This window comes from Janthinobacterium sp. FW305-129 (assembly GCF_020858115.1).
In the GTDB taxonomy this organism is placed as follows: Bacteria; Pseudomonadota; Gammaproteobacteria; order Burkholderiales; family Burkholderiaceae_D; genus Janthinobacterium.
The window spans coordinates 318613-333786 of record NZ_JACYMM010000002.1; the positions used below are offsets into that span (position 1 = coordinate 318613).

The following is a 15174-nucleotide window of genomic DNA, read 5'->3' on the forward strand; positions in this document are numbered from 1 at the left end:
TGGAGTCGAAATTTCCATACGGCACTTTTTTGTAAGCGCTTGTGACATTCTAGATAATTATCAAATCCTTCAGATACATTGGCGTACCCGAACTACCCTGCCCACCATGACCTCGCTGCCATCCCTGTCCCGCCGCGCTCCCGGCCTGCTGCTGATCGTCCTGCTGCACGCGGGGCTGGCCTACGTCGTGCTGCAGTCGCGCCCCCGTCTTGCCGCTGACGAGCACCTGCCGCAGGGTCCGGCCATCGCCTGGCTGCGCTACACGGCCCCCGCGCCGTCCACGCCGGCAGCCTTGCCCAGCGCAAAACCGGCTGCTGAAAACGTGCCGCGCCGAACCATACCGGTGCCCGTCAGCCGCCCCTTGCCGCCACCCGCCGCCGAGCCGGCGCAGGCGCCGGTAACGCCGGAAGCGATCACGGCGCCGCCAGCGCCCAGCGCAGCCGATATCCTGGCGCAAGCCAAGCGCGACGTGGGCAAGATCGACAAGGATTTACGCAAGGAATTCCCCCAGCGGGGCGGGGAGAAATTCGACGACACGGGCTTCAAGCGCATGCAGCAAGGCTTTGCCGAAGCCTACGCAGCCGTGCCGCCGAAATGGTACGAGGCATCGAAAATCGAGGAAGTGGGCGCGAATGAGGCCAGGGGCAGCCGCACGTATAAAATCACCAGCGCGCTGGGCACCTTGTGCGTGACCACGCGCGCGGGCAAGCAGGGGGAAACGATGATCGGCAACTGCCCCAAATAGCCGGACTCAGCCCACCGCTTCGCGCGCCCCCAGCGGCTGCAGATGGCGCAGGCGCAAGGCGATCAGCACGCCGCCGCCCAGGCACACGCCCAGCATGATGATGACGCCCGTCCAGCCATCGAAGCCCCACATCATGCCCGAGGCGGAGCCGATCAGGCTTGATCCCAAATAATAGAACAGCAGATAAAAGGCCGAGGCCAGCGCCTGCGGCGCGCGGGCGCGGCGGCTGACCCAGCTGCTGGCGATCGAATGCGAGGCAAAGAAGCCGAAGGTGGCCAGCGCCATGCCGGTGACGATCAGCGGCAGCGAGTCGAACAGGGTCAATACAATGCCACTGAGCATCACCGACAGCATGATCCACAGCACGCCCCGGCGTCCCAGCCGGTCCACCAGACGGCCCGCCCAGACGGAGCTGAAGATGCCGATCAGGTACAGAAAGGCCAGCAAGCCGACCGTGCTCTGGCGCAAGCTGAACGGCGCGGCCAGCAAACGGTAGCCGATGTAGTTATACAGGCTGACGAAACAGCCCATCAGCACGAACGCCAGGCAGAACAGCCACGGCAAGCCCTGGTCGGAAAAATGCTGCTTGATGGCATGCGGCAAGGCGTTCCAGCCGCGGGTTGTGGGCACGAAGTTCTTCGACGCGGGCAGGCTGCGCCAGAATTCCGCCGCCGCCAGCACGCCGGCCACGCCCAGCACGCCCAAGGCCCAGCGCCACGACAGGAAATCGCTGAGCATGGAAGCGATCAAGCGCCCCGACATGCCGCCAAACGCGCTGCCTGCAATATATAAGCCCATCGACAAGCCCAGCGACGGCCCTTCGATTTCCTCGCCGAGGTAAGCCATGGCCACGGCCGGCATGCCGCCCAGGGCCACCCCCAGCGCGGCGCGAATCGCCAGCAATTGCGCATAATCCTGCGCAAAGGCGGACAAGATCGTCAATATCGCGGCGGAAAACATCGACGCCACCATCAGCGGCTTGCGTCCCACCCGGTCCGATACGGCACTGAGCAGCACCAAGGAGATGGCCAGCAAGCCGCTCGACACGGACAAGGACCAGCTGCTTTGCGCGGGCGTCAAATGAAACTGGTGCGACAGCAGCGGGAACAGGGGCTGGATGCAATACAGCAAGCTGAAGGTGGAAAAGCCGCCAAAGAACAGCGCGCGGTTGCTGCGCTTGAATTCGATGGACCCCTTGGCGATGGCCGTGCGGGCAGCGGGCGCGGAACCGGGAGCGGATACCGGAATGGCGGAAGGGGCGGCGGGGGCAAAGGCAAGCGATGAATCAGACATGGCCGTGTTTCGGAAAGGAAGCGAGTCTTCATCTTAGGATTGCCAACTCATATCGTCCAATATATATTCAAGGCCCAACTCATACTTTTAAAATATTACTTACATGGAACTGCGCCACCTGCGTTACTTCGTTGCCGTCGCCGAAGAGCTGCACTTCACGCGCGCGGCCGAACGCCTGCACATCGGCCAGCCGCCGCTGAGCCAGCAAATCCAGGCGCTGGAAGCAGAACTGGGGGCGCAGTTGTTTGAGCGCAACAAGCGCTCCGTGCGGCTGACGCAGGCGGGTGCGCTGTTTCTCGACGATGCGCGGCGCATCCTGGCGCTGTCGGAACAGGCGGCCGTCACGGCGCGCCGGGCACAGCGGGGCGAAGCGGGCGAATTGCGCATCGGCTTTACCTTTTCCACGCCGTTTACGCCGTACTTCGCCACCGTCATCAACCGCTACCGCCAGCAATTCCCGCACGTCACCCTGACCTTGCACGAGATGGCGACATTGCATCAGCTCGAAGCGATCTCGGGCCGGACGATGGACCTGGGCTTCGTGCGCCCGCCGGAAACGACGTATCCGGACGACATCCGCCTGACCGAATTGCGCAAGGACCCGCTGTTCCTCGTGCTGCCCGTCGCCCACGCGCTGGCGGCCAAGGACAGCATCGCGATTGCCGACATGGCGGGCGAAGGCTTTGTCATGTATCCCAGGGATGCGGGCACGGGGATTTATCCGCAGATCTTCCGCCTGTGCAAGGCGGCCGGCTTCGTGCCCCAGGTGGCGCAGGAAGCGGGCGAAGCGTCGACCATCATCGGCCTGGTGGCGGCAGGCTGCGGCATTTCCGTGTTGCCCGCCTCGTTCGACCGCATCCGCATGGATGGCGTGTGCTACCGCCCCATCGCCGACCCGCAGGCGAGCACCAGTTTATTACTTGCACAGCGGGAAGAAGAGACGTCGCCGCTGGTGGCGGCGTTCGTGAAACTGGCCGAGGAAGCGGCGCTGGAAGGGGGAGCGTAGGCCGGCAGGCGCCAGCCCACGTACTGCATTACGAGTAGTCGGCGTCCAGCTCGGAACCGGCGTAATTCTCCAGGTCCTCGAACAGGCTCTTCATGCTGGCCCGCGTGAGGATTTTATGCACGACGGTGCAGCTGCGGCGGTAGGACGCGATGCGGTCGAGCAGCACCGGGTGATGCTGCACGGGCACCTTGGCCACCAGGGCGGCCCAGCCTTCCTCGAAGTCGGGCTTGTTCTTGCGCACGGAACGCACGAAACGCTCGAACTCCTTTTGACCCGTGCGCGCCACGATGCGCCCGCCGCCTTCGATGGCGAAGATGATGGCCAGGGCGATGACACCCTCGGCATTCAGGTCGCTGTCGCTGACGGGGCCGTTGTCGTGGTGGCGGCGCAGCCAGCCGGCCAGGCGCACGACGGCTTGCACTTCCTTGCGCTGTTGCAACTGCAGCGCATACTTTTCATAACCGGCCCAGTTCTGGTTCGGGTCGGCCTGGCAAATATCGATGAACAGCTCGCGCAGCCGGCGCGCAAGGTAGACGGGGTCCTGGTCGTATTCGCCGACGAGGGCGTCTTCCGGCAGCTGCGACAGCTCCTTGATCAGGCGGAAACCCACCTGGAACGCGTGCTCGGCGCCGTGCTCGACGAGGAAGTCGAGCGCCGCCTGGTCGCCTTCGTGCGTGACGGCCTGTTCCAGGCCCAGCGACACGCCGCCCACCGTCAGGTACAGCGCCTTCTGGATGCCGTCGGCCGTGCGTTCATTCGTGAACTTCTCGGCCACCATGGCCGTGATGCCCGTCAATTCGTCGGCCAGGTTCAGCGCCGCATCCTCGCGCGGGTCGCCCGGCAACAGCTTGATGGCGCGCACGAGGCGCGGAAGATTCTCTACAACAATTGCTGGCAGCATTAGTAGTTCCCTGCTTTCATTACGAGAAAATGCCCGTGCCCAGGCTGCGGCGCGTGCTGGAACGCGGTGCGCTGCGCGTGCTCGGCACTTGCTTGCGCAGGCGGTACAGCAATTCCTTGGTACTGCGCTGCAACATGGTCGGCTCTTCGTCCGGGTCGTCCGAGTATTCCGCGTCGGCCAGGTCGGCGCTGTGGCGGAAGTCGGGGAACAGTTCGAACAGCGAGCGGTCCCAGCCGTCTTCATTGGCCTGCGCCAGCTCGATGGCCAGCGGCACGATGTCGTTGTCGGACGACGTCACGCCCGTCACGTACGGCCCCTTGATGACGATCTCGCCCGCCACTTCGAGGATTTCCTTCGGCGCCATCGAGAACAAAATGGCGAACGCCGTGGCGCCCCAGTCGGTGGCGGACGCTTCGAGCAGCAGCTCGCGGCGGCGCTCGGCGTCGTCGGTGGAAAACACCACGCCGTGGATGTGCGCGAACAGCGCTTCGGCGATGCGTTCCGGATCGTCCTCGATCTGGTCGTCGCTCCAGGTGGCGGCGATGAAGGCCAGACTGTCGGCCCAGGCCTTCGGCGGCACCAGCAGGGTGGCCAGCGACATCTTGCCGCCGTCGAAGCCGGCCAGGTGCAGGGCCGTCACCTGCGGCGGGATGGAATTGAGCACTTCCACCACGGCAAGATCGCCGTACTGGTCGGCCGCGTCCGCAAACGCCTGCTCGGCGTGCCCCAGCGAACCGGACAGCACCAATTCCGTGACTTGCTTCGTCAGCGCGGGAAGGTTGCTTTTTTGTTCATCCTTGTTATCGGCCATGGTCATCTCCATCCTGGTCAAACATCTGGGCGAAATCGTCGGTGGCTTCATCTTCGTCGTGCTCGTCGTCGCCGTCGTCATTGGCGGCCAGCTGGTCGAGCGACTGGTCGTCGTCGTCCCACAGGCGCGGATTCTTGTGCAGGAAGGCCGTGATGATGGCCTGTCGCGCCAGGTCGGGGAAGCTCTCTTCGATGGCGGCGTACATCTTCGCCGCTTCCGGCGCGGCGCAGGCAGCCATCGAGAACACGCGGGACGGGTCGCCGAACTCGTAGTCTTCGCTTTCGGCCAGCAAGCCTTTCGGATCGCTGAAGGTGATGTGGTCGACCAGCGCGAAGGCCAGCATGTTCACGTCTTCGATGCCGCCGCCGCTGGCGTACTCGCTCACCAGCGCGTCGACCATGCTTTTGTAGTTCTTGCGGTTCGGCGGGTCGCCGAGGATGCCGTCGATCTGGCCTTCCAGCTCGCGCGACTGGTACGCGAATTCAGGGTGTACTCTTCTCATGCTGTGCTTTCCAATGTGATGCGCGGCGCTGATAAAAGCGCCGTTGTTGTTGTTTTAAATATCATTCAAGCCGCCCGATGGCGGCTGCCGGCAGACTCAGTCTGCTGGAAGGTTGGTGCCGTGGAGGCGGAACACGCCGCACCACAGGGCATAGGCTTCCGCTTCCGGATCGATGATGATGCGGTGGTTCACGCTCTGGTCGTATTCGGCGCGCTTGGCCGGGTCGGCCAGGATTTCATACGCCTTGGTGACGCTCTTGAAGCGCGCCTCGGCGCCGGGGGCCTGGTTGCGGTCGGGGTGGAAGCGCATGGCCAGCGAACGGTAGACTTTCTTGATTTCATCGTCGCTGGCATTGGGTGCGACACCGAGGACGTTATACAAATTTTCCATAAATGGCTCCGGGGTCACGTTTTGTTTGCTAATTAAAGGCGAATTATCCTATAGAACGGCGCCGGCGTCGCTTGCATGCTGGGAAATGGGGGCAAATACGTGCTTATAAAGCGCTTGCGGTACGGTAAAATGCTTTTTACTGTCACTCTTCCGCATTGATCAATGAGCAACGATAAACCGAATACCGCCGCGCCAGCGCTGGCGCCCAATTTCTTGCGTAACATCATCGAAGCCGACCTGGCTGCCGGCACCCACGTGCGTCCCGGCCTGCCCCAGGTGATCACGCGTTTCCCGCCGGAGCCGAACGGTTACCTGCACGTGGGCCACGCCAAGTCGATCTGCGTCAACTTCGGCCTGGCGCGCGATTACGCCGGCCAGTGCAACCTGCGCTTCGACGACACCAATCCGGCGAAGGAAGAGCAGGAATACGTCGACACCATCATGGACAGCGTGAAATGGCTGGGCTTTGACTGGGAACCGAAGACTGCCGATGGCCACAGCCACCTGCACTACGCGAGCGACTATTTCGACCAGCTGTACGCGATGGCCGAATACCTGATCACGGCCGGCTTTGCCTACGTGGACAGCCAGAGCGCCGAAGACATGGCCGCCAACCGGGGCAATTTCGGCCAGGCCGGCAAGAATTCGCCGTTCCGCGACCGTCCGCGCGACGAATCGCTGGCCCTGTTCCGCGCCATGAAGGCGGGCCAGTTCAAGGATGGCGAACACATCCTGCGCGCGAAGATGAGCGAAGATGCCATGAGTTCGCCGAACATGAACTTGCGCGACCCGGCCATCTACCGCATCCGCCACGCGCACCACCACCGCACGGGCGACGCCTGGTGCATCTATCCGATGTACGACTACACGCATCCGATCTCGGACGCGCTGGAAAACATCACGCATTCGATCTGTACGCTGGAATTCCAGGATCACCGCCCATTCTACGACTGGCTGCTGGAAACCCTGGCCGCCGGCGGCTTCTTCCAGCAACCGGTGCCGCACCAGTTCGAGTTCTCGCGCCTGAACCTGACGTACATCGTCACCAGCAAGCGCAAGCTGCGCCAGCTGGTGGAAGAACACATCGTCGACGGCTGGGACGACCCGCGCATGCCGACCCTGGTGGGCATGCGCCGCCGCGGCTACACGCCGGAAGCGATTCAACTGATGTGCGAACGCACGGGCGTGACGAAATCGGACGGCTGGATCGACTACAGCGTGCTCGAAGGCTGCTTGCGCGAAGACCTCGATCCGAAGGCGCCGCGCACGGTGGCCGTGCTGCGCCCCTTGAAATTGATCATCGACAATTTCCCGGAAAACGAGAGCGTGGAATGCACGGCGCCCGTGCACCCGCACTTCCCGGAGCGGGGCTTGCGCACCTTCCCCATCTCGCGCGAGCTGTGGATCGAGGAAGACGACTTCATGGAAGTGCCGAACAAGGGCTATTTCCGCCTGTATCCGCCGATCGACGACAAGCCGGGCAGCAAGGTTCGCCTGCGCTACGGCTACGTGATCGAGTGCACGGGCTTTGACAAGGATGAAAACGGTAAAGTCATCGCCGTGCATTGCACATACTTCCCGGACAGCAAGTCGGGCACGGAAGGCAGCGCCAACTACAAGGTCAAGGGCAATATGCACTGGATCAGCGCGCCGACGGCGATTGCCGCCGAAGTACGCCTGTACGACCGCCTGTTTACGGACCCGCAGCCGGACGCCGGCGGCAAGGACTTCAAGCTGGCCCTGAACCCGCTGGCCAAGGAAGTGGTGCAGGCGTGGCTGGAACCGGGCGCGGAACTGGCCCAGCCGGAACAGCGCTTCCAGTTCGAGCGCCACGGCTACTTCGCGGCCGACCGCGTCGACAGCCAGCCGGGCAAGCCCGTCTTCAACCGCATCGTCACCCTGAAAGACAGCTGGCAGCCCGCAAAATAAGGCGCCGGACGCCCGCCCCCCAAAAAAACCGCTGCGGCGGTTTTTTTTCGTTTTAGCAATATCTATCACCAGAGAAATATTGCCTGTTGACTATATTCACGATAGTTTTGTATATTAGGCAGCTATTGAGCAATTTGCAATGTCGATGGTGCTTGTACAACGCAGCCTGGCCACCGCCACCGAGGCGGCACCCGATTCCTCCTCTTGATGCGGATGGCGATGTCCTCTACTGCTGGTGAACAACAGTTATCGCTGGAAAAAAGGCCGCAGTGGCTGATTGGCTTCGTGCTGTCCTTGATGGTCGGCCTGCTGTTCTACATCGCCGCCTCGCTGTCGATCGAAAACGATGCCAGCGAGCTATTCAACAATCTGGCGCGCAATACCCAGAAAAACATCGAATCGCGCGGCAAGTCATATGCCAATTTGCTGCGCGGAACGGTCAGCCTGTTCCACGCCAATGAACACGTGAGCCGCGAGCAATTCCACCGCTACGTGGCAAACCTCGCCTTGCATCAGAACTACCCGGGCGTGATGAATCTCAATTACAGCCGGGAACTCGACGATTCGCAGCGCGCCACCTTCGAAACGGCCATGCAGCGCGACTATCCGCCCGGGCGCGACGGCTATCCGGCGTTTGCCATCCATCCGCCCGGCCCGCGCCCCCATTATTCCGCGCTGGTCTACATCGAGCCGATTGCCAGCGCTGCGGAAAAGTATGGCTATGACATCGCGGCGCGGCCCATGATCGCCGAAGCGCTGGAACAGTCGCGCGATACCGGGCAGATCTGCAATTCCGGCGTGCCCGTGCCGATGGACGGCCGGCCGCAGCTGACGGGCATGGCCATGCGCCTGCCCGTGTACCGCTTCGGCATGCCGACCGATACGCTGGAGCAAAGGCGCGCGGCCTACCAGGGTTCCGTCGGCATCGGCTACGACCTGGTGGCGATGATGCGCAGCGCGCTGGCCGACATGCCGGTACGCAATGTCCGCCTGACCCTGTTCGATATCGGCCAGCAGGCGCTTGAACAGCCGGACTTGCCGCACGATATGCGCCCCATCTTCGACAGCACGGCGGCGGGCATGCATGCGCCATGGTGGCAGCCCGGCAACTCGGGCCGCTACCTGAGCAGCACGATGCTGATCGAACACAATGGCCGCGTGTGGCAAGCGCTGTTCAGCGTGCGCAAGAGCGACCTGTATACCCGCTTCGATGCCTTCCTGCCGTGGCTGGCCCTGATGACCGGTTTTGCCAGCACCATGCTGCTGTACATGCTGTTTCACACCCTGGCGTCGTCGCGCCGGCGCGCCATCCAGATGGCGACGGGCATGACGGAGGAATTGCGCGCCAGCCAGATTCGCCTGCAGCTGTCGCACCAGAAACTGCGCCGCCTGGCGGCCCACGCCGACCAGATCAAGGAAGAAGAGCGCAAGCGCATCGCGCGCGAGATCCACGACGACCTGGGACAGAACCTGCTGGTGCTGCGCATCGATGCCGACATGCTGGCCTCGCGCACGCAACGCCGCCATCCGCGCCTGAACGCCCGCGCCCGCTCAACCCTGGAGCAGATCGACGCAACGATTAAAAGCGTGCGGCAGATCATCAACGACTTGCGTCCCACCGTGCTGGACCTGGGCGTGAATGCGGCCGTCGAATGGCAGGTGGCGCAATTTCGCCAGCGCACGGGCATCGCCTGCGAAATGAGCGAAAGCCATGACGATATCTATTTGAGCGACCAGTGCGCCACGGCCCTGTTCCGCATCCTGCAAGAGTCGCTCAGCAATATTTCCCAGCATGCCAATGCCAGCCGCGTGCAAGTCAAGCTGGAAAAGTGCCGCGACACCGTATCGATGAGCGTCAGCGACAACGGCGTGGGCGCGGCCATCGACGGACGCAACAAGCAGGGCTCATTTGGCCTGGTCGGCATCGAAGAGCGCATCAAGTTGCTGGGCGGCACTTTCTACATCGAAAGCAGCCCCGGCGCCGGCATGAGCGTGCATGTCAGCGTGCCGCTGGGCGCCGACGCCACCGCGTTTCCCTACCAGGAAGACAGCCGGGCCAGCGCCTGACAGCCACGTCCCGCTTGAAACAAGCTCAGCTTGCGTATTTTGTAATTAGATGCAATATTGATGTAGAACAACTCAGCGCCTGCCCGCCATGGGTCAGGCATTCCTCGACGACTTGCCAGGAGTACACACCCACCTTTGTTTCACTGTATTTCCCACAACACTCTTTACCACAAGGACATTCATGGATACGAACGACAGTTTCAAGACAATTGCCGATTTGAATTTGGACGCGATCAAGGTCAAGCTGATGCACCGGGAGTCAGGCGAAGGATGGAGCCTGGAGAAGGCGAATGCGGTGGAATTCGAATACCGGCGTTTCCTGATCCTGATGAAACAGTTTCCGGAAGAAGAAACGGCGCCGCTGATGGACGTCGATACTTTCTGGCACTACCACATCCTCGACACCCTGAAATATGCAGAGGATTGCGAACAGGTGTTCGGCTACTTCCTGCATCACTTTCCGTACATCGGCCTGCGCGGCGAAGACGACGAAGCGGCGCACCAGCGCGTGGGCGAGCGCATGAAACAGCTGTATGAGCAAACATTCGGGGAAGATTATATCCGCGCAGAAACGGCGTATTCGGGGCGCGCCGTACAGGCGGCGTATTCGGGACGGGCCGTGCAAGCCGCGTATTCAGGGCGTGCGGTACAGGCGACCGCATACTCGGGCCGGGCCGGGCAGACGGCGTTTTCCGGTGCGGCGGTGCAGGCGACGGCATATTCGGGCCGCGCGACGGGCGCTGCCAGCACGGCATTTTCCGGCGCGCCCGCCACCTTGGCAGCAGCGGTGCTCAAGTCGTCTTCGACCAGCCTGGAAATGGGGCGTTTCTATGTCGATCGTCCGGTGTTGAACCGCGACCCGCAATAGCAAAACGGAAAACAGATGTGGCTGCCGCACGCGGCAAGCCTGACTTACCCAGACGGCACCTCTCAGTTTGCCGTCTGTCAGGCGCTCTTAGGCAGCCATCAACTCGCGCAGTTCACGAATGCTGAAATCGCTGATTTCATGCATGCGGATGAGGATCGTGGCGCCGATCGGCAAGGTGTTGTGACGAATCTTGCTGATGACAGGCGGCGCCACTTCCAGGGCTCGCGACAGGGCGGCATCGTTTTTCAGTTGCAGCTTGTCGATGATCGCATCAAGGACGCGATTCGGGTTGTAGGTAGGCAAAGAGGTAATTTGTTTGAGAGACATGGTCGAAAATCCGTACTTGTTGTATTAAGGCAAAAAGAAACAGAATGTCTCTTCTGCAATAATTCAGGGTAAACACACTAAAAAGCGCCATCACTTATGCGGCTTTTCTGCCGCAAACAATATAATACACGCTATTGTTGATTTTTGCGTAACTTAAAGCAAAATTGTGATAATTGAAGAGAATTGACGCACTTGGAATGTGCTAGAGGATAACTCAAATCGGGGAAGTTTGCTGCAAGTCATCAATTTTTACAATGAGGAACACCGCTGCGCATCAGCCAGGCAATCGCCATGAGCGTGCCCAGGCGTGCCATTTCCGCAGATAAATGCCAACCCTGCACGGCCACGCCTGCCGGGGTGGCAAGCAGGCAAGTACCCGGCAAGACATCCACGCGGCACCAGGCCAGCTGGCGGCGAATTTCATCGGGCGGCGGCGGCGGCTGCCGCGCATGTTCGCGCCGGCGCATATAGGCGCGCACCTGTTCCTTGCTGGGGTGATTCGTAACTCGCATGACCCGCTCCTGCTGACGAAAAACAGCGTCGCGCTGCGTAGAGCCCGTCACAAATAGCCCAAACGCGTGACGACATTGCTCACCATATCGCCAGCGTGCCATGACACGTTTGCGCTGCATCAAACGGCAAGGCCACGGCGTTGCGCCGCAGCCCGTATTGCCCACGGCCTGGCGGCCGTCCTTATTTCTTTTGCTGGCGCACGCGCTGTTGCTGTTTTTCCTGCGTCTGCTGGCGGTTCTGCTTGCGCTCGAACAGGGTGACCGCATCTTTCTTGGCTTGCTCCAAGGTACGCATTTCTTCATGCGCATCGTGCGGGACAAAAAATTCGGCGTCCTGCGCCGCCACGACCAGCTTGATGGCGGCGTCGTCGTCGAGGTCGTACAGTTCCGTGAGGACGGTGGTGACCTCGTCCAGGTATTCTTCGTAAGTGAGGGTGCTCATGCGGTATTCCTTAAGTGAATGGCGCACCGCCGGAACGGCGCGCCGCGCGCCGGCCCAGGAAAAGTGCGCAGATAACCGGTCATTTTACCCGATGCCGGCCCCGCCGGCTGCCATCGCCCGCAAGGCATCGGCCACGCGCGCATAGCGCAGGCGCACGCCCAGCTCGCGTTTCATGCGCGTATTGTGCAGGCGGCGCGATTCGGACATGAACGACAGCAGCATCGGCGTGACCGCTTGCCGCAGTTCGGCACGGGGCAGGCGCGGCGGGCGCGGCAGCTTGAAGGCATCGGCCACGGCATCGAAATAGTCCGCCATCTTGAGTTCGCTGTCATCGCTGGCGTGATACACGCGTCCCGGCTTGCCCCGCCACAAGGCCCGTTCAATGATGCGCGCCAGGTCATCGGCGTGGATATGGTTGGTGTACACGTCGTCGCTTGCCGCCAGGGCCGGCGTGCCCTCGCGCAAGCGCTTCAGGGGCAGGCGGTCGTCCGCATAAATGCCCGGCACGCGCAGGATGGCCACCTTGGCGCCGCGGCGCGCGCCCCAGGCCCGCAAGACCTGTTCCGCGTCCACGCGCCGCTTCGCGCGCGCATTCGCCGGCGCCACGGGCCGCGTTTCATCGACCCAGGCGCCGCCGCCATCGCCATACACGCCGCTGGTGCTCACATACACCATGCGGGCATGCTCGGGTAAAATGGCGGCCAGATTGCGCGTGCGCCGGTCCAGCAAGCCCGACGACAGGGGCGGCGCCAGGTGCACGACCAGCGGCGCCAGTCCCGCCAGCCGTTTCAGGCTGGCGCGCTCGTCGAGGTTGGCCACGATGGGCACGGCGCCGGCCGCCCGCAGCTGCGCGCAGCGCGCCGGCTGGCTGGTGACGGCAAAGACGCGAAAGCGCGCGCGCAGCAGGGGCAGCAGCCGCATGCCGACGTCGCCGCAGCCCAGGATCAGCAGGCGCGGCAAGCCCACAGGCTTGCGCAAAGAGTGCATTAACATATTTTTCATCTCAAGGATTGTATGACTTTTCAAGTTACTGTTCAGCCCAGCGGCCACCAATTCAGCTGCGAAGCGGACGAAACCGTGCTGGCGGCGGCGATACGCGCCGGCGTGGGCTTGCCGTATGGCTGTAAAAATGGCGCCTGCGGTTCCTGCAAGGGTAAAGTGCTTGCCGGCACCGTCCAGCACAAGGCGCACCAGCAGCGCGCCCTGACGCCGGAAGAGGAAGCGGCCGGCTTTTCCCTGTTCTGCTGCGCCACCACGGACGCCGACCTCGTCATCGAGGCGCGCGAAGTGGCGGGCAGCAGCGACTACCCGATCAAGAAAATGCCGTCGCGCGTGACCACCATCGAAAAAGTCGCGCCCGACGTCGTCGTGCTGACCCTGCAGCTGCCGGCCAGCGAGCGCCTCAACTACCGCGCCGGACAGTATATCGAAATCATGCTGCGCGACAACAAGCGCCGCAGCTACAGCATGGCCAGCGCACCCGTCGAAGGCGGCCCCGTGAGCCTGCACATCCGCCACATGCCGGGCGGCCTGTTCACCGACCAGGTGTTCGGCACGATGAAGGAGCGCGACATCCTGCGCTTCGAAGGCCCGATGGGCACCTTCTTCCTGCGCGAAGATTCCGACAAGCCCGTCGTGCTGCTGGCCTCGGGCACGGGCTTTGCCCCGCTGAAAGCCATCGTCGAGCACATGATCAACGAGCAATCCCCGCGCCCGATCACCCTGTACTGGGGCGGCCGCCGTCCGCACGACCTGTACATGGATGCGCTGTGCCGCCAGTGGGCCGCCGACTTGCCGCAGTTCACCTATGTGCCCGTCGTCTCGGAAGCCTTGCCGGAAGACGGCTGGAGCGGCCGCACGGGCTTCGTGCACCAGGCCGTGATGGCCGACCTGCCCGACATGTCCGCGTATCAGGTGTATGCGTGCGGCGCACCGATCGTCGTCGAATCGGCCAACCGCGATTTCGTGCAATTGTGTCAACTTCCAGCCGACGAGTTCTACGCCGACGCTTTCACCACGGAAGCCGACCTGGCCAAGTAAGCATCCAGACAGCGGGGTGCTGCTGGCGCGGCATCCGCTGCCGCCACCCGCCCCACCCCGCTGTTTCCTGGAAATTTCATGTCTCTCGCCATCCTGCGTCACCGCAACTTCGCCTGTTACCTTTCCGCCCGCGTGCTGGGCACCGTGGCCGTGCAGATGCAAAGCGTGGCCATCGGCTGGCAGGTGTACCAGATCACGGGCAGCCTGTTCGACCTGGGCCTGATCGGTCTGGCGCAATTCGCGCCCTTCCTCGTCTTGATTTTGCCGGCCGGCCACGTGGCCGACCACTACAACCGCCGCAACATCATCGCCTGGTGCCTGGCGGCACAGCTCGCCTGCGCGCTGGCCTTGCTGGTGTTTACATTAAGCAATCTTTCCATCGTCTGGCCCGTGTTTGCCGTGCTGGTGCTGTTCGGCAGCGCGCGCGCCTTCATGATGCCGGCCACGCAAGCCGTGCTGGTGAACATGGTGCCGACGCAACACTTCAGCCGCGCCCTCGCGCTCAGCTCGTCAAGCTCGCACGTGGCCATCATCCTGGGGCCGACTCTGGGCGGCTTGCTGTATTACTTCGGCCCCAAGGTGGTGTATCTGGTCTCGTCGGCCTTGCTGGTCGTGTCCGTCTTGCTGATGCGCGCCACCACGCCCGCGCCGCAAGTGGTCAAGCGCGAACCCGTCAGCTGGCACACCCTGCTCGAAGGCTTGCGCTTCGTCTGGTCGAAACCCATCGTGCTGGGCGCCATTTCGCTCGACCTGTTCGCCGTGCTGTTCGGCGGCGCCACGGCCCTGCTGCCGGCGCTCGCGCATGACGTGCTGCATATCGGCCCCAGCGGCCTGGGCCTGCTGCGCACGGCGCCGGGCGCCGGCGCGGCCCTGTGCTCGATCGCGCTGGCCATGTTTCCCATCACGCGCCGCGTGGGCGCCTGGATGTTCGGCGGCGTGGCCGTCTTCGGCCTGGGCACCCTGGTGCTGGGCAGCACCAGCTATTTCCCGCTGGCACTGGTTGCGCTGTTCCTGATGGGCGCCGGCGACATGGTCAGCGTCTACATCCGCCACCTGCTGGTGCAGTTCGAGACGCCGGACGAGATCCGCGGCCGGGTCAGCGCCGTGAATGCCGTCTTCATCGGCGCCTCGAACGAACTGGGCGAATTCGAATCGGGCCTGACGGCCGGCTGGTTCGGCCTCGTGCGCGCCGTGCTGTTTGGCGGCGCCGCCACCCTGGCCGTGACGGGCGTGTGGGCCGTGCTGTTCCCCGTGCTGTCGCGCATGGACCGCTTTCCCCACCACGAGAAGGAAGCGGCCGCCAGGACGGCCACCGCGGCAAGCCCATAAGGATTAAGATGC

General features: G+C 63.0%; 16 protein-coding genes. 7 read left to right on the forward strand and 9 right to left on the reverse strand.

Translation table 11 applies throughout. From position 1 onward, the window contains the following. Positions 1–106: 106 nt before the first annotated feature. Positions 107–745, forward strand: a complete 639-nt coding sequence (locus IGS61_RS05140; RefSeq protein WP_230538622.1) for a hypothetical protein — start codon at positions 107–109, stop codon at positions 743–745. A 6-nt stretch (positions 746–751) separates the two neighbouring features. Here the strand turns inward: IGS61_RS05140 and IGS61_RS05145 are convergent, their stop codons facing one another. Continuing rightward, entirely contained in the window at positions 752–2038 is a 1287-nt protein-coding gene (locus tag IGS61_RS05145; protein ID WP_230538623.1) for an MFS transporter, read from the reverse strand. A gap of 103 nt (positions 2039–2141) precedes the next feature. On the opposite strand from IGS61_RS05145, the gene IGS61_RS05150 reads away from it, so the two are divergent. After that, positions 2142–3044, forward strand: coding sequence for a LysR family transcriptional regulator (locus IGS61_RS05150; protein WP_230538624.1), 903 nt, complete (start codon positions 2142–2144; stop codon positions 3042–3044). A 28-nt stretch (positions 3045–3072) separates the two neighbouring features. Here IGS61_RS05150 and IGS61_RS05155 read toward each other — a convergent pair whose 3' ends face one another. The 4 genes from IGS61_RS05155 to IGS61_RS05170 all read right to left on the reverse strand — a co-directional run bounded on the left by IGS61_RS05155 (position 3073) and on the right by IGS61_RS05170 (position 5648). Then, positions 3073–3945: a hypothetical protein gene (locus IGS61_RS05155; protein WP_215405133.1), complete on the reverse strand. Its 873-nt coding sequence runs from the start codon at positions 3943–3945 to the stop codon at positions 3073–3075. A 19-nt stretch (positions 3946–3964) separates the two neighbouring features. After that, complete coding sequence (locus IGS61_RS05160; protein WP_230538625.1) at positions 3965–4756, reverse strand: hypothetical protein; 792 nt, start codon at positions 4754–4756, stop codon at positions 3965–3967. After that, positions 4746–5258, reverse strand: coding sequence for a hypothetical protein (locus IGS61_RS05165; RefSeq protein WP_230538626.1), 513 nt, complete (start codon positions 5256–5258; stop codon positions 4746–4748). Before IGS61_RS05165 ends, IGS61_RS05160 begins: the two co-directional genes overlap by 11 nt. Positions 5259–5354: 96 nt before the next feature. Further along, positions 5355–5648, reverse strand: coding sequence for a DnaJ domain-containing protein (locus tag IGS61_RS05170; RefSeq protein ID WP_070288594.1), 294 nt, complete (start codon positions 5646–5648; stop codon positions 5355–5357). Positions 5649–5810: 162 nt separating this feature from the next. On the opposite strand from IGS61_RS05170, the gene IGS61_RS05175 reads away from it, so the two are divergent. The 3 genes from IGS61_RS05175 (at position 5811) to IGS61_RS05185 (ending at position 10512) form a co-directional block, all read left to right on the forward strand. Further along, complete coding sequence (locus IGS61_RS05175) at positions 5811–7577, forward strand: glutamine--tRNA ligase/YqeY domain fusion protein (RefSeq protein WP_230538627.1); 1767 nt, start codon at positions 5811–5813, stop codon at positions 7575–7577. Positions 7578–7796: 219 nt separating this feature from the next. Next, positions 7797–9644, forward strand: coding sequence for a sensor histidine kinase (locus tag IGS61_RS05180; protein ID WP_230538628.1), 1848 nt, complete (start codon positions 7797–7799; stop codon positions 9642–9644). Between the two features lie 181 nt (positions 9645–9825). Continuing rightward, positions 9826–10512 carry a glycine-rich domain-containing protein gene (locus IGS61_RS05185; protein WP_230538629.1) on the forward strand — a complete coding sequence of 229 codons (687 nt, stop codon included), beginning with the start codon at positions 9826–9828 and terminating at the stop codon, positions 10510–10512. Between the two features lie 87 nt (positions 10513–10599). On the opposite strand, the gene IGS61_RS05190 is transcribed toward IGS61_RS05185, so the two are convergent. The 4 genes from IGS61_RS05190 to IGS61_RS05205 all read right to left on the reverse strand — a co-directional run bounded on the left by IGS61_RS05190 (position 10600) and on the right by IGS61_RS05205 (position 12795). Further along, the gene (locus IGS61_RS05190; RefSeq protein ID WP_029496207.1) at positions 10600–10839 is read right to left on the reverse strand and encodes a hypothetical protein; all 240 of its coding nucleotides are present in this window, start codon (positions 10837–10839) and stop codon (positions 10600–10602) included. Positions 10840–11081: 242 nt separating this feature from the next. Beyond that, positions 11082–11453, reverse strand: a complete 372-nt coding sequence (locus tag IGS61_RS05195) for a hypothetical protein (RefSeq protein WP_230538630.1) — start codon at positions 11451–11453, stop codon at positions 11082–11084. Between the two features lie 79 nt (positions 11454–11532). Further along, complete coding sequence (locus IGS61_RS05200; RefSeq protein WP_230538631.1) at positions 11533–11793, reverse strand: hypothetical protein; 261 nt, start codon at positions 11791–11793, stop codon at positions 11533–11535. 84 nt (positions 11794–11877) lie between these two features. Beyond that, entirely contained in the window at positions 11878–12795 is a 918-nt protein-coding gene (locus IGS61_RS05205) for an SDR family oxidoreductase (protein WP_230538632.1), read from the reverse strand. 12 nt (positions 12796–12807) lie between these two features. Here IGS61_RS05205 and IGS61_RS05210 point away from each other — a divergent pair, with 12 nt between their 5' ends. Continuing rightward, positions 12808–13833, forward strand: a complete 1026-nt coding sequence (locus IGS61_RS05210) for a CDP-6-deoxy-delta-3,4-glucoseen reductase (RefSeq protein WP_230538633.1) — start codon at positions 12808–12810, stop codon at positions 13831–13833. Positions 13834–13911: 78 nt separating this feature from the next. Then, positions 13912–15162 carry an MFS transporter gene (locus IGS61_RS05215; RefSeq protein WP_230538634.1) on the forward strand — a complete coding sequence of 417 codons (1251 nt, stop codon included), beginning with the start codon at positions 13912–13914 and terminating at the stop codon, positions 15160–15162. Positions 15163–15174 lie beyond the last annotated feature (12 nt).